Raw genomic sequence first — 19,154 nt, forward strand, 5'->3', positions numbered from 1 at the left:
GTCCGCAAGGCTTTCGACAGGGTAATTTCTTGCGCAAATTGCGCGTGGCCATGGCGTTTTTGGCCTCCCTGTCGGCCATCGCCAGGCCTTCCACGACGCACGCGTGCGCGCCGGCGATGCCGAAAGATCAGCCGCCGCTGCGCATTCGCGGTGAAGAGGCGCTCATCGTTTGGGACGAGGCCCACAAAGAGGAGCATTTCGTCCGCAAGGCCATCTTCGACACGAGCGTGAAGAGCTTCGGCTTCCTCGTGCCGACGCCGACGCGTCCCAAGCTCGCGGAGGCGAGCCCCGCGGTCTTCGACGCGCTCGCCAACCTCACGAAGCCTGAGGTCGTCGAAGAAGCACGCTGGTCGGTGCTTCCGTCGCTGCTCTTTCTGTCGATGCGAAGCAAGTCCGAGACAGTCGCCGCCTCAGCTCCGGCGGAAGCCGTTCGAGTCCTCGAGGAGACACGCGTCGCCGGCATGGACGCCACGGTGCTCGCAGCCACCGACGCCGACGCGCTGGGCCGTTGGCTCGGCGAGCGCGGCTTCGAATTCCGGCCAGCGCTCCGCGACTGGCTGAAACCCTACGTTGATGCCGGTTACACGCTTACGGCGTTCCGCTACGAAAGGCCCGACGTCGCCGGGCCGGGTGCCATCGCCGTCCCCATCGCTCCCACGGCCGTGCGCCTCTCGTTCAAAAGCGAGCGACCGTTCTATCCGTACCGTGAGCCGAGCGACGCGGCGGCCGTGCCGGGGCGAACGCTGAGCCTCTTCTTGGTCGGCCCGCGACGGCTCGACGGCGCGCTCGGTGCCGGTGCAGCGCCTTGGATCAGCGCGAGCACGCGCTTCGCGGATGCCGTCGCCGCCGCGCCGCTAGCGGCGACGCTCGCCGGCGTTACCTTGCCGGACAAGCCTTGGGTCACGCAGATCGTCGACGAGACGAGCCTCCGCGCACGCGAGGACGTGTTCTTCGGTCCCGGCGACGCGCGCGTTCGCCCTCCCCCATTTGTAATCTACAAGGACGGGAGCTCTTCTTGCCCTTGGAGCTCATCCTTCCGGCCATCCTCCTCTTCGTCTGGCGCCTCCGCAAGCGGCGCCGTCCGATGGTATAGGCCCCGGCATGAGACGCCTCGCCACCCTTTCCCTGCTCTTCGCCGGCCCCATCACCTTCGCCTCCCACGCCTGCTCTAGCGATGCAGGGACAAGCGCCGGGGCGCCTGCCTCCGATGCGGCTTCCGCCCTGGACGGGCCCCTCGGCTCTGACGCGGGGACAACCGTCGGTGACGCGGAAGGCACCGGTCCCTTGCAAGACGAAGCGGAGCCGAACAACGGCGCGCTCTCGGAAGCGGGGACGCCCGAGACCAACACGATGACCGTTCCGGGGATCATGCAAGGAGCCATCGACCCGGCTGATGACGCTGACATTTTCTCGCTCTCGCTGGCGCCGGGAGAGTTGTGGCAGTGGACCCTCGACGCGAAGGGCTCGCCCTACGTGCCGCACGTGACGGTCTTCGACACGGCGGAAAACAACCTGAACCCCACGGTGCTCGTGAAGGCTGGCGCCGCGAGCGTGGTGCCCACGCTCGAACACTTCGTCCTTCGGCCCGGCAAGTTCGTCGCGGCGGTGCGCGACGCGCGGAACGTCCCCGCGTCGTCCTCGGCCCACGCCGGCGGCCCGAAACACACGTATTCGCTGTCCGCGAGGCGCCTCACGCCTCAACCGAAGAAGGTCACGTTGCCGGAAATGGTCACGGGGGCGCTGCCGACTGCGTCGAGCGTTGCCCTGTTCACCTTCAGCGCCAAGAAGGACACGTCCGTTGAGATCGTCGTCAAGGCCGCGCGCAAGGCGCAGCCGTCGGCCCTCGACTCCCGCATGTCGCTCTTCAACCTGACGTCGAAGACCGCCGTGCTCACCAACGACAACGCGGGCGGGGCAACGAGCGACTCGGAAATCCGGGGGCCCATGCCGGCCGACGCCGATTACCTCGTGATCCTCGAAAACGAAGGTGCCCAGGTCTTCGATCCCGCGTCGGTGCCCGACCTTTCCTATGAGCTCGACTTCAAGCTCAAGTGAGTTCCGGTATCCTCGCGCCTTCCTCGCGTCGTCCTCGTCTTTCGCGGAGCCATCATGGACCACAGCACTGAACGTCACGATCGCAGCGTCACCCCTCCCCGCGCCGTCGTCTTGCGCGTGCTAGCTGGCCCCGACACGGGGAGTGAGCGAACGCTCTTTCCCAGTGACAAGCTGCTTGTCGGCACGAGCCAGAGCTGCGCGCTCAAGCTCGGCGACCGTCGCGTATCGCGGAGGCACTTGGCGCTCGAGCAAACGCCCGAGGGGCTCTTGGTGCGCGACCTCGGTTCGACCAACGGCACCTTCGTCCGCGGCGTGCGCGTGCGCGAAGCCTACGTCGTCCCCGGCGACACCATCGAGATCGGCGATTCGCAGCTCGCCACGACCGACGTCGACGCGCCGGCCGACGCCGCCCCCCCGGAGGCCGACAGCTTTGGTCGCATGGTGGGTCGCTCCATCGAGATGAGGCGCCTCTTCGCGCTCGCCGACAAGCTCGCGAAGGCCGAGATGCACGTGCTCATCGAAGGCGAGACGGGCACCGGCAAGGAGCTGCTCGCCGAGGAGCTTCACGCACGGAGCGTCCGTGCGCAGGGCCCGCTCGTCACGTTCAGCGCGCTGGCGGAGGATCCGCACGCGTCGGCGGCGCTGCTCTTCGGCGCCGCGCCGGGCATGTTGCCATCGGCGCCCGACGGCAAGGCCGGCCTCCTCGAACAAGCGCAAGGCGGCACGCTCATCCTCGACGAGCCGAGCGAGCTGACGCCGGACATCCAACGGCGCCTCGCCGGCGCCCTCGCGCGGGGCGAAGCGCAGCGCGTCGGCGGCGCGGCCTTCAAGCTCGACGTCCGCATTCTGACGACGACGAACGCGAACCTCGACCGCGCCGTGGAGCGAGGGCTCTTCCGCGAAGATCTCTTCTTCGCGCTGGCGGCGGCGCGCGTGGAGATCGCGCCGGTCCGGCGACGCGCGGCAGACATCGCCGTGCTCGCGCGTCACTTCTGGGCAGCGGCCCACGGCACCGGCGACGTCCCGTCGTCTTTGGTGGCGCACCTCGAGGCCTACCCGTGGCCGGGCAACGTGCGCGAGCTCGAGAACGCCGTGGCCCGCCACCTCGCGACCGGCGAGCTCGACGTCGGGGCACGTTCCAAGTCGCTGCCGCCCGAGGCTGACACGACGGACGTCGTCGCCGAGGTCCTCGCCAAGCGCCTTCCCCTGGTGCAGGCGCGGCAAGAGGTCGTCGTGCGCTTCGAGCAAGCGTACGTCGACCAAATCTTGCGCGAGCACAACGGCAACGTGACGCGAGCCGCGCGCGCCTCGGGACTCGCGCATCGGTATTTCCAGGCGCTCAAGGCGCGCCGGCAGAAGTAGCGCCGCCGCGCGCCCGGCGGCGGCGCCCGAGGCAGAGCGCAAACGCGGCGCCGAGCGCAAGGAGCGACCACGGGGCGCTCTCCGCTTTGGTGGGCACGACCGCACAGCCATCACCTTGCGATGCGGGCCCTGGCGGCGCGGCCGTCGTGGCCGGGAGTGGGCCCTGTGCACTCGCATCCGGCTTCGCCTCTGACGACGAAGGGGCGCGCGACTCGAGAAAGCCCGGGTCCACCTCTCGGATGAGAGGCAACACTCACGAAAGACCCATGGCGCCACGTCGCGGTCGCGTCCGACGTCAGCGGACCTCGGCAGAGCTCGGGTCATTGGACTCTCTGCCATTGGACGCCACGAACACGGTCAGCGTCCGAACGCCGCCGCTCGATGGCGGCGGCGGCACGTCGCCGTCCTCACTGGCCGGCCGCGCGGTGAAGTACGCCAACGTGCTCTATTCAGGCTGTCCGCGCTGATCCGCGTGACCGCTCGCGAAGGTCGGTGCCTCGAACGAACCGTCGACGGCCCGGTACACCGGAGGCTGGTACCCGCCGTCGCCGTAGAGGCGGTTGCCCATGAGGTTGTCGCAATGGAACGTGCCGCTGATGACGTCTCCGCGAGCAGGTGATGCTGGACCCTTGATCTCCGCGGCGCACTTCGTAGCCGGCACTCCCGGCTGGCGCTTGGGGATACCGAAGAGCACGCTCTCGACGTCGACGAACTGCACCGTGCCATCGTCAGACGAAGTGAGGGTGTATGTGCCGGGGCCGTGGTACGCGCGGATCACGATCGCAGCGTAAGTCTCCTGACCCGCACCGCACGATACATTCAACATGGTTCCGATCAGCGCGGCGGACGTGACGCACCGCGGGTCGAACGAAGCGCCGCCGACCGCCGGCGTGATCGTCATGCGCCCCGGTGGAAGGTCGCCGCTCGAAGCGCTCGACGACGAGCCCGCGCAGCCCGCGAGCGCGAGTGCAACCACGAGAATCGGGAGGCTCACACGGCCCGTCAGCGCGTGCTCGTCCGCGTCCTCTTGCACGCACATCCATGCGGCGGGCACGTCTCCGCCGACCTTCCGATCGATCATGCGGAAGGGGTAGCAGCGGCGCGAGCGCGGCCCACGGAACTATTTCTGATGCCGCGCCGACCCAGTTGAGCCGGTACTCGGTGCCGTTGGTGCCGCCGACGTGGACCAGATCGGCGCGGCCCATGAAGTCGCCTCACTTCGGGTCCGGCTTCCAGTCCCGTTGGAACCCATGGAGCCTAAGCGATAGGTTCGCAATCGAGGGTTACGTCCACTTCTCTTCCGTCGCGGGTCTCCTCTTTGGAACGCCTTGTCTCCCAAGGCCACGAAGGCTTTCGCGAAAGGTGCGCTCGGCATCGCCGGACTCTACGAGCTCTTCCGCATGTTCCCCGACGACCCGCTTTTGGGATTCTTGGGCAAGTTGCTGGACGGGACGGGTCCCGTCGCGGGCATGGTGACGAAGAAGGTCGAAGACGCGGGCGCGGGCCCTGGCCGCGTGGCCGACTACTGCGGAATGATCACCGACTTCGTCACGCGCTTCCTACCCGTCGTCGGCTGGGGCTCAACGGCTACGACGCGCTCCGCGTCGTGGGAAACGCGTTCCGGATGTTGCTCGACGCCACCGTGGGTCCGAAGCCACCGATGCTCGAGCTCCTCCGTGGGACGTTGCGACGCGGCGAGTTCAGTCAGCTGAGTCTAGGCGCCCTCGAAGAGGTCGTGCGTCTCGACGAGGCCCTCGCGCGCGGCGACAGGGAGGCAGCGCAGCGATCGCTCGAGCGCCTCGAGAAGGGCGAGGTGCGCGACGTCCAGGGCGAGCTCTTGGAGCAGGTGCGGCGTGGCGACATCACGCGCGCCGAAGCCGAGGCGCGTGCTAACTACGGAGGCAGTAGGTAGTAGAGGGCGGCGGCGCAATTTGCGCGAGGTCGGCTGGCCCCCACCTGCGCGCATGCCATAGGTCGCGCGTGCCAAGTCCCGCCCGCGCCGATGTTTGGCTCCTCTTTTCGTTGCTCGTTGCGTGTGGTGGACGCTCACGCCTCGGAGAGCTCGACGACCCCGCAGGCAGCACGTCGCCGGGGCCCGCGAGCGCGACAGGTGCGGAAGACGTGAAGACGACCGCGCCCACGGCGGCATCCGCGAGCGCGGCCCCGCCCGCCCCATCGCCGCCGCCGCAGGTGTGTCGCGACGGAGCCCGCGAGCGCGTCGACCAGGCCAACGTGACCAAGCAGAACAGCGTCCGATTCTGGGGCTCGCCCTTCGAGTCCGGGCCCGGCGGCTTCGGGCAGACCTTTCGCCCAACGCAAGACGGAGCGCTGACGGCCATCGAGATAGCGATCTATCGATGCGGGGACGAGGCCGACGGACGCTTGCGCCTTCAGGTGTTCGAAGGGCGCGGGGTCGACGGGCCACGGCTGGCGACCAGCGAGCTCCGCGCCCCTGCCGCTACCGATTGCGAGATCACCGTCTATCTCCCCTTGCTTCACCCCAGCCAGCGGGGGCCTTCGACCTTCGACCTGACGGCCTCGTGCGCTGCCGTGAGGGCCGAACACGACTACACGTTCATCGTCGAACGGGTCGATGACACGCACTTCCTCACCGGAGGGACCGGCCCAACGGGAATCGGCGCGCTGTACGACTCCTACCCGCGCGGCGCCGCGCTCAGCTACTTCGACGGATTCTGGAACATCAACGCGAGCAACATCGGGGGCGACGAAACCTTCAAGATTTACGTGCAGCCATGAGCCGACTCATCATCACTACCGTCGTTGTGGCAAGTACGCTGGCCGCCTGCGCGGGCGCCGTCGACGGGGGCGGGGGCGGGGGCGGGGGCGGGGGCGAGGACGGTCCCTCAGCCAAGCCTGGCGTGACACCTGAGGCGCCACCCAACGTAACCGGCAGCTCCGCGGCCCCATCGGACGCTGGCGTCGATGTGCAGCAGCGTGCCGTCGATGCTTCCGTCGACGGTCCGAGGACGCGAACGTGGCCAGCGACCGACAGCGGCTACGAGCAGGCGATCACCCCGCCGGTGTGCTCGCCCGGGGTGAGCGTCTTGGACCAGTCGACATCCGGCGCCGTGAGCGCGGCGACCCGGGGCGCAAAACAAACCTTCGTCGCAGGCGCCTCGGGGTACCTCACGGCCATCGAAGTTTCGGCGCGTCGCTGCCATGCGGCCCCCGGCGACCGGCTTGGACTCAACGTGTGGCAGGGCACGAACGTCGTGGCGACGGGCGCTGTGGCCTTCTTGCCAATGGACTGCACCGCTGTACCCGACCTCGGCAACCAAGCGGGCGTGCTGTTCGACCTAAGGAGCGACTGCATGCACGTGAAGGCCGGTGAGACGTACGCCTTGGAGCTGTGGACGCCCAATCCACTCTCGCCGCAGGCCGAGCCTCGATTCTTGTTCGGTACGCACCAGACCGAAGGATACGCGGCGGGTCGAGCGTCAACCTACGTCTCTCAAGACGCGGGCTTCGCGGATCTCGCGTTTCGAACCTACGTCGCGCCGTGAGGGCTCGCGAGCTGGGGCCCGGCGTGACGCCGTGGTCGCCACTCAAGAGCGGCGCGCTCGCTCTCTGGCAAGTACACTACACTCGCGACAAGCACGGCAGGCACGAGGCAGCTCGCGGCCCCTGGGCCACGAGCGCACTGGGCGACAAGGCCTAGATCCGACCGACATTGAGCTCAATCCGCCCGCCACTGGGCTGCGGTGGCCCACCGACTGATCTCGACTCGTTCTCGGGCTGCTCAACTGGAGATCGTCGACCGACCGGCGGATCGAATTCGCGGCCGAACTCGTCGCGGCGCGGCCTTTGCTCCCCCGTTGCCGCATGAACCGCCACTCCCTTCCTTTGGTCGCACTCTTCCTCTCAACCCTTGCCGCCTGCTCCTCGGCGCCCGGCGAATCCGGAACCGACGAAGGCGCCGTCCAGCTTAGCGAGGCGCCCGCGGCCACGCGTCCGGAGGTCGTTCAGCCCATCCGCGAAGGCGTCCGCTCCGAGCTCGAGCGTATCGCGCGCGTAGAGACCCCCGAGTCTCCGCAAGGCGTTTGCGGAAACGTTCGTGTCGTGACGCTCGGTCCTCCCAGTGATGTCCCCGAAGCCGAGGGCCTGCAGCCCTACGTTCTCCGCGACGGCAAGGCGCACGAGCTCATGGTTCGCATCGAAGTGCTGCCGAAGTGCAAGAGCGCGACGATGCTCGACTTGTCCGACGATGACTTCGACCTCACCCAGCCGCACGACGAATGCACGAGCGCCCTTTGCAAGGAGCTCCTCACGCTCGAGAAGTCATTCTTCGTGGACGTCGGGCAGGACTCCTTCGCGCGCGTCATCGACACCGTCGCCACGTTGGAGCACTTCTACGTGAACCCGTCCAACCTTGAGGGCAAGAGCGCGCTGTTCGCCATCCCCAAGAAGGGGCTCGGCGCCATCACGGAGGCGAGAGCCATTCCTCAAGGCGTCCGCATCACCGGCGCGAAGGGCAGCCTCGACGTGACCGTCGCGGGCGCTCAGGCGACGGTCGTGCGTCGCTAAGCAAGGACGGGGCCGTGGCTGGCTCCCCGAGGTCGGCTGGCGCTCCCACAACACGGGCGACGTCGTCGGCTAAGAGAGGGCGCTCGGCGGCAGGCCAGGCGACCGCGGCGGTCACGGCGTTGCCCGGATGGGACTGTCGCCATGGTGCCTCCCCTGGGACGCACTTCTCGCCACCAATCGGCTGGGAGCGGCGCGGGGCCTCGGCTATGCCGAACGAACGATGCGGCTGCCCCAAGCAAGCAGGAGCTCGGCGACCTTCGCCGCTTGTCTCGGGGCAGCGCTCTTCGCGGTGAGCGCGGGCGCCCGCGCAGAGGAGCGGACGTCATCACTCAGCTGGCTGCGCCTCGAGGGCGCCGAGTCGTGCGTCGCCACGCAAGATCTAGCAAAGGCCGTCGAAACTCGGCTCGGTCGCGTGGCCTTCGTTTCGGCGGCCCAAGCGGACCTCTCCATCGAGGGGCACGTACGGCGCACAGGCTCCGTGTACCGGGCCGAAGTGCGCGTCCGCGACGCCGCCGGTCGACCGCTGGGTGCACGCACGCTCGAGGATGCGAGCTGCCCGGCGCTGCGCGAGCCGCTCGCGCTAGTCATTGCGCTGATGATCGACCCTGAAGCCGCCTCGCGCCCAACGCCAGCGCCAGCGCCAACGGCAACGGCAACGGCAACGGCAACGGCGGTCGAGCCGCAGAGAGTGGAGACCCGTGAAGTCGTCCGACGCGAAGTCGTGGTCGTGCGGGAGGCCCCCTCCGGGTGGCGCGGCGAGGGAGACGTGCACGCCGCGCTCGCGACGGGCCTTCTCCCGGAGGCCGCGTTCGGCGTGGGCGCGGGCGCTTGGCTTCGCGGCCCCGGCTGGCCAGCCCTCGCCGCGAGCGCGGCGTATTGGGTCGAGCAGTCGCCAAGCGTGCCCTCCGCGCAGAAGGGCCCCGTGCTGGTGCAGCTCGACTTCGTTCAAGCCGGCGCCGCGCTGTGCCCTTTGATCTTCGAGCATCCGAGCGGTCCGCGGCTCACGGCCTTGGCCTGCGGAGGCGGTCAGCTTGGCCTGATGCGGGGCGCTGGACTTGGTTTCGACCGAAGCGGTCGTGAGTCGCAGCTGACGCTTCATTGGACCCTCGAGGCGAAGGGCTCGGTGGGTCTCTTCGGTCCCGTGATCCTGCACGCGGGCATCGCCGGCCTAGTGAGCGGCCTTGGGCCGCAGCGCTTCGCCTATTCGACCGGCGCTGACTTGGTGACGGTCCATCAACTCCCGCGCTTTGCCGCCCTCGGCACGCTCGGCCTGGGCGTGCACCTACCTTAGCGAGGTCGATCTCGACGTTTCATAAACTGGGCTCTTGAGAGACACTCCTCTCGACGAGGAGGTTTTCGCTCCTCCGGTGGCCGCCTTGGAGCTCTCTCATGAACCCAAACCGCTCGACGTCGCCGGGCTCGTGCGTGAGCACGGGGCTGTTGTTTGGCGAACGCTCCGGCGGTTGGGCGTGCCCGCCGCCGACGTCGACGATCTCTGCCAGGAGGTCTTCCTCGTGGCTTATCGCAAGGCCGGTACCTTCGAGGGGCGTTCCTCGGTGCGCACCTGGCTCTACGGCATTGCGCTCCGCCTGGCGGCCAACCATCGGAGAAAACAGCGCCCCGAAACCGACGACGCGGCGATGCTCGAGGTGGCCGGCGGCGGTGATCCGGAGGGTGAGCTCCAACGCAAGGAAGCGCGCGCGCTGCTCGAACGCGCGCTCGCAGCGCTCGACGAGGACAAACGAGCCGCCTTCGTGCTCTTCGAGCTTGAGGAGCTCCCGATGACGGAGGTTGCGGCGCTCATTGGTTGCCCGCTCCAGACCGCCTACTCGAGGTTGTACGCGGCGCGCGCGGCCGTCGAACGTGCGCTGCGGAACGGCGAGCGACCAACGCTTCGACATCCAGGGGGTAGCTCGTGAACGAGCCGAAGCGTCTCTTCGAGTCGGCGGAGCCAGCGTTGCGAGAAGCCCTCGCCGAGCTCAAAGCCGACGTGCCCTCAGCGGCGCACTTCGACGCGATGGCTGCGCGGGTGCTGTCGCTGACGGCACCGTCAGGCGGCGATGGCGGCGGCGATGGCGGTCGAGGCCAAGGAACGGGCGACGCCGCGACGGATGCGGGCGGGAGCGGTGGCGGCGCGACGGGGCTCGCCGGAGAGATCGCGCGGGGCGCCGCGCTGAAGTTGGGCCTGTCGACGAAGCTCGCTTTGACGGGCTTCGCCGTGGCCGTCGCCGTCTCGGGTGTGGCCTTCGTGCGCGACGAGGGGCCGGCGATGCGCCCTCCCCGTCCCGCGGTGTCGGTCACCGTGCAGGTCGCCGCCCCCGTCACTAGCGCACAACCCGATGCGTCACCGCTCACGAGCCCGGGGCTCGTCGTTTCCGCGGAGAGCGCCGCAACCGCGCCAGCAGCGCCCACGAAGCTCAACCCGTCGCAGGCACCCACGCGTGACCTGGCCGCGGAGACGGAGCTGCTCTCGCGCGCGCAAGGGCGGCTCGCCCGTGATCCGCAAGGCACCGTCGCGCTCTGCGCGGAGCACCGTCGCCGTTATCCCGACGGCGCGCTGCGCGAAGAGCGAGACGTGTTGGAGGTCGACGCGCTGATTCGCGCGGGCGACGTCGAGAAGGCGAGGCGCGCCGGGGCCCGCTTCTTACGTGCCCATCCCGACTCGAGTCACGCGCGCCGTGTTCGCGATCTTGTTGAGGCGCTGTAGGGGCTATTTCGAACCAGGTACGTCCGCTAGCGCGACCGCCATTTCTTCTTCATAACTGCGAGGCTCGCCCGACACCCACCGGGGAAAAGGAGCTTCTCATGCCCATCTTCTCCCGTGCCACGTGGCTTCCACTCGCTCTGACCGTCGGCGCCTTGCACTGCAGCGGCAAGACCTCGGAAGTCGGCGCGTTCGAACCCGGCCCTTCGCCGAGCGGCAGCGGTCAAGTCGGCGCAGCTCCCGGAGGCGGCGGAGCACCGCCCGCCGGCGCAGGGGCCGGCGCAGGGGCCGGCGATGACATCACCATTCACGTTGGCGCCACCGCCACGCCCTTCGCCCACAAGGATGGCCTGTCGGGCCTCACACCGCTGGACTCACGCTTGGGCATCGTGTCGCTCACGCTCCTTCGCTCGGCAAGCGACCCGTCGCCTTGGGTGGTCTTCGACCGCGGCGTCGACTACGTGGAGGCAGGCCTCAACGACGGCGACGACACGGAGGTCGGCCGCGTCGCCCGCTCCCTGCTCGTGAACGATACGTTCACGCTCGCGAAGGTGGGCGTCACGCACGTGCGCTACCGCGTCCCTTCGACGATGCACTTGGCGATCTCCAACAACGGCGTCCCCGTCACCGGGACCTTCGACAACGTCCAGGCGCTTGCCGACGGAGTGACCCTCGGCAACGGCGTCCGCGCGAGCGGCTGGTATCGATACTCGTTCGTCGCTCAGTCCTACGCGGTGCCAGTGGAGGGGGCGAACGCGCCCTTGCCAACGAGCGCCTCCGCCGGCCCGTTCACGCTGAGCCTTGACGCGGGCAAGGCCTCGTACACCTTCCCCGTGAACCTAAAGGCTTCCGGCGACGCGACGCGGGTCAGCATCGTCGTCAACGTCCACGACCAGTTCCGCTGGCAAGACCAACCGACCACCGGCTTTACGGCAGGCGTCTTCGACTCGACACCTTCGAGCTACGAGCCGGTGAGGAAGTTTGGAGCGAACGCCTTCGCGCTGGCGATTGAGTAGGGGGCACATCGATCGTGGCTTCTTGCGACACGTCGGCGGCATCCCAGTCTCGGATGCGCTCGCGTTGTCGCGCCTACGTCGCGCCTGAAGAGGCGCGCGTGCGCAGGGCCAACGTTCCCTGAATCGGGCGTGCGCCCTAAACGCTCAGCGCGGCGCGCAGAACATCTCGGTGCACGCGAAGTGGCCACCATTGCAGGTGCAGGTGTTGCAACCGTCGAGCGACATCGTCTCGCCTTCGGTGCAGCCTTGCGCTCGGGGCCGCTGGGGCCGCGGAGCGCAAGCGAGCTCGGTGCAACCGCCCCATTGACCGCCGTTGCACGCGCACGTGTTGCAGCCGTCGCCGGCGGGGCGCGTCTGCCCTTCCGTGCAGACCGAGCCACGCCCGCCCGGCCGGCGCGGCGGTCCGCAGAAGAGCTCGGTGCAAGCCCAACGACCGCCGCTGCACGAGCACGTGTTGCAGCCGTCGACGTCGGGCCGGGTGTCGCCGCTGCGGCATGCACGAACGCGCGGCTGGGAGACCTCGCACTCGACGGCGAAGGTATGGTCGCGAACCGTCGCGAAGCCGATGTACCGCGGGTCCGAGTTCTGCGTCTTCCCCGCCTTGAGCAGGACGTTTCGCTTGGCCGACGCGCGCAGCGTGCGATCGGTGTGCACGAACGACGGCGTCGTTTCGAGCAAGGGCTCCATCGCGTCACCGTCCGTGGTCTTGCGATCGACCTTCAGTTCGACGGAGTCGTCCTGCAGCGCCGTGAAGGTGATCTTCTGGACGCGGTAGAGGTCGCCACGGTCGTCCACGTCGGCTTCGCGCGCCTCGACGGGCGTGCACACGACTTTCTGTCCGCTGGCGAGAGCGCCTTCGCCCAACGCGGTCGAGTCATCGGCGGAGCTGCCCGCGGAACAGGCAGCGGTGAGAGCCGCAAGGGCGGCGACGGATGCGAGAGCGAAGGTGTGGTTCATGGGAATGCCCCGCGCTACGCACGTCGTGTGCCATCGATCATCCAGCGTTGCGCCTACGCGGGTTCGCGCACTTGCCCGCGGGTGTTTCCGTCCCGACACACACATCGCGGCGACATGGGTGGGTCGACGTTCCATCAAGCCATTTGCGCCTTACGGAAAACGCCCACGACAACGCTTGCCGCGGCGTGCGCTTCAGGGGCAGTCCAACGGGGCTCCGTCGCATAGGTTGGCGAGCTGCCGGGGGATCCCGGTCTGGACTGAGAACCCTTGGAACGGCGTCGCCCAAACGGGGAGCGCATAGGAGAGCGCCTCGCAGGGTGACGTGGTGGTTTCCGCGGGCGGAGCGCCCACTGGCGGCAGGTCCAAGGCGTTGCAGACGACCGCTCGTGTGACGTCCCACGATGGCCTCTGGCAGGACGGCGGATCAAGCGGCGGACCGAACTCGCCGACCACGGCAAATACGCTTCTTGGCGCGGCGCGCCCCGCCACCACGCCGAGCATCTCGAGCCCCGCGTCGGTGGGGACGAGCGTCGCGGAGAGGACGAGCCCCTCGGAGTCGACGAAGCGCGAAACGAAAGGGAGCGGGAGAGCAAACGGACGGTCGACAACAAGACGACGGCCCTTGACGTAGCCTCGCGCGACGCGCTGAGGAATGTTGCCTACGAGCTCACGGGAGTCACCGGAGAAGAGATCGCAGCCGTTGAACAAGGGCGCGTACCGCGGCGCGCCATCGGGTGCCGTGGCCGCTGCGTCCTGGCCTGCGTCGGAACAGGCGTTCGGCTCGACGACGCCAGCGGCTCGTAAGACCGCGAAGCCCACGTCCGAGTCGTCCTCTTCGCCGTTGTAGTTGTTGAGGACAAAGAGGAGGCCGTCGAGTCCCCTGCCGAGGTTGCTCTGGTAGATGGTGGCGGCACTGACGTCCGCGCCGAAGAGGCGCGCAACCTTCACGAGCTGGTTGTCGGTGCCGTTCGGCTCGTCGCAGTAGTCCTTCGCCGCGAGACGCGGCTTGCACCGGAGCGGGGCCGCGTCTTGACACGTCGTCAAGCAATCCAAATCGAAGCCACCGGACCACGCGGCGTCGATGGCCGCATCAGCGCCCCCATCGAGGTTCGGCAGCGAGGCGCGGAAGACGAAGTAGTGGCGCCCTTCCACCCCCACCGGAGTCTGCGGGGGCTGCTCCGGTAGCGGGGTTCCACACGTCGCGACGGTTGGTACGGGTCCCGCGTCTTCCACCACCACCACGGCGGGGCCGTCGTCGAGCGAACCGTCCGGCTCAGGAGCGCCCCCCAAGGCGGCGCCTTCGAGGCGAACGACGAGCTGGCAAGCCGCGAGGCAGGCGCTGCCAGACAGCGCCGCGCCGAGAGCAATGCGACTCAAGGATCTCAAGCGGCCCTGATCTATATCACAGCGCGCGGGCGCTCCCGCGCGCCTGAGCCTTGGCTTCGACGGCGAACCAGCGGCAGTAGACTCCGGGGGCAAGGCGCGCGAAAACCACGCCCATGCCATCGCCGGAGGCCGAAGCCATTGAGCACGTTCGAAGGCGCGCCGCCGAACGCCGCGACGCCGCGACAGCCCGGCTGTTGCTCTTGGCCGAAAGGGGCGACACCACGGTCGAATCGTTGCTCCACGCCATTCGAGACCGCGCGCGGATCACCCTCAACTTCCACCCCGACCGTCCGCTTGCCGACGGCCGCACCGTCGCGCAACACTTGCTCGCGTCTGGCCGCTACGAAAACCAATTTGTGACAGGCATCTCCAACGGGAGTCGAACGGCCTTCGCAGGTGGCGAGCGCGACGTCTGGGAGCGTGAGCTGTTCGGCGGTGCGTATCACGGCCCCGGCGTTCGCGGCGAAGACCGCCCGAAGTATGGCGGGCTGAACGTGATGCACCACGCCGACGGCGCGTGCCCCCGCTTTGGCTCGTGCTACTTCGAGCTTCGTCCCGAGGTCCTCGCGCGCTCCACGTTTACGTGGGGTGACAGCCACCTGGGGCCCGTGCACGTCGGGACCGCGGACGCCTTCGAGCCGCTCCTTGCGGCACTCGTGGAGAGCGTCGCGTCGACGGGCGAGGCGCTGGGCGTGACGGGGCTCAGCATCGGCGCTCTCGTCACGGGGCTCACGAACGACGCACCGGCCGGCGCCCCCGCGAGGCGCGCGCACGGAAGGGCCCTCGATGCGTACATCGAAGTGCAGGTTCACGGCGACCTCGTGCTCGCGCGGGACGCCGTGGCGCTGGTGGCAGAGCCGGCCTTTGAGGGCACCGCGACCGGCGAGGAGCTCCGCGAGCTCTGCCGCCGCTACGGTGTCGAGCTCCGAGCGCATGCGGGCTTCGCGATGAGCGCCGACGAGGTACCCGCCGACTTCCGCGGACCGCGGATGCCGGCGCTCGCGCTGCGCGTCGCCCGACGCTTCGGCGGAGACCGCGCGGTCCTCGACGCGGCCATCCTCGGCCGCGCCGCCCAATCGCTGCACCATACACCTGATCATTGGCGTGACTGGGGCACCCCCGACGAGACGCTCCAGCACATCAAGCAGCTCTGGCATGTGCTCGTGCGCTACGGGGCGCGCGCCGCGCGCACGATGTGACGGTCATCCAGCTCCAGGGAGGTCGTGACCCGACCGTGCCCGTCGCGGAATGCACGGCAGCTCGCGTCGCGCCTCGCCCTCCGCGTGCGTGCTAGCCTGTCCGAGATCGCCGATGACCGACGTATCTTGTCGAGCGTTCTCGTACTTCACGGTGGCAGCGGAGCGCGGTCTCCTCGACCTTCCGCGCCTGCTTGCGGGCCTCCCGATCACGCAGACCGAGCTCGAGAACCCCCGTCATCGCGTCGACTGGGACATCTGGGCAGAGCTGTGTGATCGCGCCGCCGAGCAACTCGGCCACGATCCAAGACGGCTCGCCGAGAGCGGCGTGCTCGTGAGCGAGACCGGCGAGCGTGGCTTCGCGGGCTACGTGGCGCCCGTCGCGTCGCTCTTCGCGTCGACGGAGGGCATGTTCGACATCGTGACCCGCTGGGGCGGGCCGTCGCTCTACCGCAGCCACACGTTCGAGCTCGAGCGCCTCCCGAAGCACAAGCTGCGCTGGCGCGTCCGCCTCAGGCCGGGGTATCGGCCATGCCTGGCGTGGTTCCAGATGACCCCCGGCGCGCTCCAAGCGTTTCCGCGCATGCTCGGGCAGCCGGATACGGTGTTCGTGACCGAGACGATCACGGCGACCGAGGCCAGCTTCATCATCACTGACACCACCAGCCGGACCCTGGGGTCGCGCGTCCGGCGGACCTGGGCAGCCTTGCGCTCATCGCGCGCGGTCAGCGACGAGCTGGCCTTCCAGGAGCGGCAGCTCTCAGGCACGCTCGACACCCTCCGCCGAACGGAAGGCGGCTTCCGATCGGCGCTGGACGCGCTCCCCGCGTATGTCGCCCTCCAACGCGACGACGCGATCGTCTACGCCAACCCGGCGCTCCGACGCGCCTTCGATCGGGCCGAGAGTGCGTTGCTGGGTACCCCGTTGACCGCCCTCATCCACGCCGATGATCGCGACCGGTTCGCGCGCCAAATGAACGAGAAACCTAGTCCCGGACGTCCCCCCCTCCTCGTCCGCCTCGCGGGTGACGCGACGATGCCACGGACGGTGGAGGTTGCCCCTCTGCCAGCGTTCGACTTCGGCGGCATCTGCACCAGCGGTGTCATCGCCATTGATGTCACCGATCGCATCCGCGTCGAAGAGACGCTCTCCATCCTCCACGCATCGCTCCCCGACCTCGTCGTGCGGTTGGCGAGCAACGGTCGCTTGCTCGACGTGCAAGGCGGGACCAATCTCGCCGAGCAGACGCGGCTCCTGCGCGCCTTGATAGGGACTCGCGACTGGGACGCGAATAGCGCCTTGCCGGGCGCGATCAGCGACCACCTCTCGCCAGCTCGCCGCGCGCTGGACCGCGCGCTCGAGACGGGCACCGAGCAGCGCACCGAGCTGACAGCCGAGTTCGACGTGCCGCGGACCTTCGAACTTCGCGTCGTGCCGCGTCACGATGGCGATGAAGCGCTGATGCTGATCCGGGACCTGACCACGCAGCGCAACGCGGAGCGTCAGCTCGCGATCTCGGAGCGCATGGCGTCGGTCGGAACCCTCGCGGCCGGCGTTGCCCACGAGATCAACAATCCACTGACCTACGTCATGGCGGGCCACGAAGAGCTCGATCACGAGCTCGCTCGGCTGGCCCGCGGGGAGGCCGTCGATGCGGCCGGACTCCGCGCGATGCTGTCCGAGGTCAGCGACGGCGTGGGGCGCATCCGCGACATCGTGGCCTCGCTCCGCGCATTCTCGCGCATCGAGCCGGAGTCTGCGCCCGTTCGCCTCGACCCGCGCGAGGCGGTCCAACGCGCGCTCGCGATGTGCGCGAACGAGCTGCGCCATCGCGCGACGCTCGAGGTCGAGCTCGGCGAGACGCCGACCGTCCTTGCCAATCCCTCGGCGTTGATCCAGGTCCTGGTGAATCTGCTAATCAACGCCGCGCAGGCTATGCCAGAGGATCTTCGCGCGGACCGAACGATCCGAGTGGTGACTGGCACCGACGAGGTGGGCCGGAGCCGCATTGCCGTCCACGACACCGGTGTCGGCATCCCCCACCTCAAGCTGCAGCGCATCTTCGACCCGTTCTACACGACCAAGCCGGTCGGCGTGGGGACGGGCCTCGGCCTCAGCATCTCGCACCGCCTGGTTAACGATCTCGGCGGAACGATCTCCGTGACCAGCGAGGTCGGCAAAGGAAGCGTGTTCGTCGTCGCGCTACCACCGGCTCCGGAGGCGCCGCCACCGACGGCTGCCGTCGCGGACGCCGAGCCGAACCGCGCGCGTGTGTTGATCATCGATGACGAGCCCATGGTCGCTAGCGCGCTTGCGCGGATCCTGACCCGTGACGGTCACGCTTGCGCCACCGCGAACTCGGCCTCCGCCGCCCTCGAGCACTTGCGGACGCGGCCCTTCGATCTGATCCTGTGCGATCTCATGATGCCTGGCACCAGCGGCATGGAGCTCTACGAGCAGGTCAGCGCCCTCGACCCCTCGCTGGCCGAGCGGTTCGTCTTCATCACCGGTGGCGCGTTTACCGACGCCGCGCGAGCGCTGATCGAGCAGGGACTGCGCCCGGTCTTGCCAAAGCCACCCGACCTCGCGGCGCTACGGAGGACCATCGCGGAGGCGCTCCAGCGTCGGACGATCGCGACCTCGACCAGCTAGTACCTCGACCCATCGATTCTGATGGGTCGAGTACGGCAAATGAGAACGAAACGCCCAGACACAAACCCGTGGAAGCGAGGCAGGTTCGACTGGGCCCGTCGCTCGCCGGGGGGCCCAGGCGAACCTGCCAATTTCACGGTGTCGGGGTACTAGCTGGGACGAGACCTTCAGCTTCCGTCGCCTTTCGAAGCTCCAGGATCGTCGCTGCCAAGACCTTGTGTGCGTCGCTACACGACCGCGCGCGCCGCGTTATGCTCCTCCCGTGTCGAAGCTCATTCTCGAGATCGTTCCCCTCGGCTTTCCGTGGGCCACCGTCGACCCCTTTCTCTTCTGCGTGCACCACGACGACGCGTACCCGGAAGGGAACGACGCGATGGGCCCCAAGGCCTCGCTCGCCGGCCGAAACCTCGGGCAGGACTTCGAAGGCAAAGACGGCTGGCGCATGTACCACGGCGAACGCGTGCCAGGATTCCCGCAACACCCGCACCGCGGCTTCGAGACGGTGACCATCGTTCGGCGCGGGCACATCGATCACTCGGACTCGCTGGGCGCGACAGCTCGCTTTGGCGAAGGCGATGTGCAGTGGCTCACGGCCGGCGCCGGCATCGTGCACGCCGAGATGTTCCCGCTGCTCAAGAAGGACGCGCCCAACCCCGTCGAGCTCTTCCAGATCTGGCTGAACCTTCCGGCCGCCGACAAGATGGCGCCGCCGCACTTCGCGATGCTCTGGAACAAGGACATCCCGCAGTGCCGCTTCGAGGACGATGCGGGCAAAGGCACCATCGTCACGGTCGTGGCGGGCAAGCTCGCCGAGCGCGGCGCGCCGCCGCCGCCACCTCGTTCATGGGCGTCTCGCTCCGATACGAACGTCGCGATCTACACCATCAAGATGGAAGCCGGCGCCAAGTGGACGTTGCCGGCGGCAACCGACGACGTGGTTCGCACGCTGTATTTCTTCTCCGGAAAGACGCTGCTCATCGGCGATGAGACGCTCTCGGTCAAGCACGGGGCAGTGGTGCAGAGCGACGCGGCGCTGCCGCTCACGGCGGGCGACGAGGGCGCCGACATCCTCGTCTTGCAAGGCAAGCCCATCGACGAGCCGGTGGCGCAACATGGGCCGTTTGTGATGAACACGGCCGCGGAGATCCAGCAGGCCTTCGCGGACTACCGCCGCACCCGTTTTGGTGGCTGGCCGTGGCCGAAGGACGATCCGGTCCACGACCGCACCGAGACGCGCTTCGCGAAACACGTCGACGGACGTGTCGAGCGCGGCGAGTGAC

The 19,154-nt window shown here is 68.6% G+C and carries 18 protein-coding genes; 15 read left to right on the forward strand and 3 right to left on the reverse strand.

Going from position 1 to position 19,154, the window contains the following annotated elements:
• Positions 1–29: 29 nt before the first annotated feature.
• The 3 genes from IPG50_18120 to IPG50_18130 are packed head-to-tail and all read left to right on the forward strand — an operon-like array spanning position 30 to position 3,417.
• Positions 30–1,172, forward strand: coding sequence for a DUF2330 domain-containing protein (locus IPG50_18120; protein ID MBK6694099.1), 1,143 nt, complete (start codon positions 30–32; stop codon positions 1,170–1,172).
• A complete protein-coding gene (locus tag IPG50_18125) occupies positions 1,102–2,055 on the forward strand; it encodes a hypothetical protein (protein ID MBK6694100.1) in 954 nt (317 codons plus the stop codon). The genes IPG50_18120 and IPG50_18125 overlap by 71 nt, the downstream gene beginning before the upstream one ends.
• A gap of 54 nt (positions 2,056–2,109) precedes the next feature.
• Positions 2,110–3,417: a sigma 54-dependent Fis family transcriptional regulator gene (locus IPG50_18130; protein ID MBK6694101.1), complete on the forward strand. Its 1,308-nt coding sequence runs from the start codon at positions 2,110–2,112 to the stop codon at positions 3,415–3,417.
• 445 nt (positions 3,418–3,862) lie between these two features.
• Here the strand turns inward: IPG50_18130 and IPG50_18135 are convergent, their stop codons facing one another.
• Complete coding sequence (locus IPG50_18135) at positions 3,863–4,498, reverse strand: hypothetical protein (protein ID MBK6694102.1); 636 nt, start codon at positions 4,496–4,498, stop codon at positions 3,863–3,865.
• 247 nt (positions 4,499–4,745) lie between these two features.
• Between IPG50_18135 and IPG50_18140 the strand changes: the two genes are divergently transcribed.
• The 9 genes from IPG50_18140 (at position 4,746) to IPG50_18180 (ending at position 11,682) form a co-directional block, all read left to right on the forward strand.
• On the forward strand, positions 4,746–5,129 hold the full coding sequence (locus tag IPG50_18140) for a hypothetical protein (protein ID MBK6694103.1): 384 nt from the start codon (positions 4,746–4,748) through the stop codon (positions 5,127–5,129).
• A 23-nt stretch (positions 5,130–5,152) separates the two neighbouring features.
• Positions 5,153–5,329: a hypothetical protein gene (locus tag IPG50_18145; protein MBK6694104.1), complete on the forward strand. Its 177-nt coding sequence runs from the start codon at positions 5,153–5,155 to the stop codon at positions 5,327–5,329.
• A 68-nt stretch (positions 5,330–5,397) separates the two neighbouring features.
• Entirely contained in the window at positions 5,398–6,174 is a 777-nt protein-coding gene (locus tag IPG50_18150) for a hypothetical protein (protein ID MBK6694105.1), read from the forward strand.
• Positions 6,171–6,941: a hypothetical protein gene (locus IPG50_18155; GenBank protein ID MBK6694106.1), complete on the forward strand. Its 771-nt coding sequence runs from the start codon at positions 6,171–6,173 to the stop codon at positions 6,939–6,941. The genes IPG50_18150 and IPG50_18155 overlap by 4 nt, the downstream gene beginning before the upstream one ends.
• A gap of 319 nt (positions 6,942–7,260) precedes the next feature.
• Complete coding sequence (locus tag IPG50_18160) at positions 7,261–7,962, forward strand: hypothetical protein (GenBank protein MBK6694107.1); 702 nt, start codon at positions 7,261–7,263, stop codon at positions 7,960–7,962.
• A gap of 220 nt (positions 7,963–8,182) precedes the next feature.
• Positions 8,183–9,253: a hypothetical protein gene (locus IPG50_18165; protein ID MBK6694108.1), complete on the forward strand. Its 1,071-nt coding sequence runs from the start codon at positions 8,183–8,185 to the stop codon at positions 9,251–9,253.
• A gap of 130 nt (positions 9,254–9,383) precedes the next feature.
• Positions 9,384–9,881 carry a sigma-70 family RNA polymerase sigma factor gene (locus tag IPG50_18170; GenBank protein ID MBK6694109.1) on the forward strand — a complete coding sequence of 166 codons (498 nt, stop codon included), beginning with the start codon at positions 9,384–9,386 and terminating at the stop codon, positions 9,879–9,881.
• A complete protein-coding gene (locus tag IPG50_18175; GenBank protein ID MBK6694110.1) occupies positions 9,878–10,669 on the forward strand; it encodes a hypothetical protein in 792 nt (263 codons plus the stop codon). The genes IPG50_18170 and IPG50_18175 overlap by 4 nt, the downstream gene beginning before the upstream one ends.
• 98 nt (positions 10,670–10,767) lie before the next feature.
• Positions 10,768–11,682 (forward strand): hypothetical protein, encoded by a 915-nt coding sequence (locus IPG50_18180; protein MBK6694111.1) that lies wholly within the window; start codon positions 10,768–10,770, stop codon positions 11,680–11,682.
• A gap of 144 nt (positions 11,683–11,826) precedes the next feature.
• Here the strand turns inward: IPG50_18180 and IPG50_18185 are convergent, their stop codons facing one another.
• Entirely contained in the window at positions 11,827–12,639 is an 813-nt protein-coding gene (locus IPG50_18185) for a hypothetical protein (GenBank protein MBK6694112.1), read from the reverse strand.
• A 192-nt stretch (positions 12,640–12,831) separates the two neighbouring features.
• On the reverse strand, positions 12,832–14,025 hold the full coding sequence (locus tag IPG50_18190; GenBank protein ID MBK6694113.1) for a hypothetical protein: 1,194 nt from the start codon (positions 14,023–14,025) through the stop codon (positions 12,832–12,834).
• Between the two features lie 113 nt (positions 14,026–14,138).
• On the opposite strand from IPG50_18190, the gene IPG50_18195 reads away from it, so the two are divergent.
• The 3 genes from IPG50_18195 (at position 14,139) to IPG50_18205 (ending at position 19,153) form a co-directional block, all read left to right on the forward strand.
• Positions 14,139–15,224: a DUF3626 domain-containing protein gene (locus IPG50_18195; GenBank protein ID MBK6694114.1), complete on the forward strand. Its 1,086-nt coding sequence runs from the start codon at positions 14,139–14,141 to the stop codon at positions 15,222–15,224.
• A 112-nt stretch (positions 15,225–15,336) separates the two neighbouring features.
• The gene (locus IPG50_18200; GenBank protein ID MBK6694115.1) at positions 15,337–17,874 is read left to right on the forward strand and encodes a response regulator; all 2,538 of its coding nucleotides are present in this window, start codon (positions 15,337–15,339) and stop codon (positions 17,872–17,874) included.
• 262 nt (positions 17,875–18,136) lie between these two features.
• Positions 18,137–19,153, forward strand: coding sequence for a pirin family protein (locus IPG50_18205; GenBank protein ID MBK6694116.1), 1,017 nt, complete (start codon positions 18,137–18,139; stop codon positions 19,151–19,153).
• Position 19,154: the final 1 nt, after the last annotated feature.

The sequence above is a fragment of the Myxococcales bacterium genome (genome assembly GCA_016703425.1).
GTDB lineage: Bacteria > Myxococcota_A > Polyangia > Polyangiales > Polyangiaceae > JADJCA01.

Bases quoted from the DNA above. Each gene is read 5' to 3' on its own strand.
- IPG50_18125 (MBK6694100.1), top strand. From the start codon at position 1,102: ATGAGACGCCTCGCCACCCTTTCCCTGCTCTTCGCCGGCCCCATCACC.
- IPG50_18130 (MBK6694101.1), top strand. From the start codon at position 2,110: ATGGACCACAGCACTGAACGTCACGATCGCAGCGTCACCCCTCCCCGC.
- IPG50_18135 (MBK6694102.1), bottom strand. From the start codon at position 4,498: ATGATCGATCGGAAGGTCGGCGGAGACGTGCCCGCCGCATGGATGTGC.
- IPG50_18155 (MBK6694106.1), top strand. From the start codon at position 6,171: ATGAGCCGACTCATCATCACTACCGTCGTTGTGGCAAGTACGCTGGCC.
- IPG50_18160 (MBK6694107.1), top strand. From the start codon at position 7,261: ATGAACCGCCACTCCCTTCCTTTGGTCGCACTCTTCCTCTCAACCCTT.
- IPG50_18165 (MBK6694108.1), top strand. From the start codon at position 8,183: ATGCGGCTGCCCCAAGCAAGCAGGAGCTCGGCGACCTTCGCCGCTTGT.
- IPG50_18180 (MBK6694111.1), top strand. From the start codon at position 10,768: ATGCCCATCTTCTCCCGTGCCACGTGGCTTCCACTCGCTCTGACCGTC.
- IPG50_18185 (MBK6694112.1), bottom strand. From the start codon at position 12,639: ATGAACCACACCTTCGCTCTCGCATCCGTCGCCGCCCTTGCGGCTCTC.
- IPG50_18195 (MBK6694114.1), top strand. From the start codon at position 14,139: ATGCCATCGCCGGAGGCCGAAGCCATTGAGCACGTTCGAAGGCGCGCC.
- IPG50_18200 (MBK6694115.1), top strand. From the start codon at position 15,337: ATGACCGACGTATCTTGTCGAGCGTTCTCGTACTTCACGGTGGCAGCG.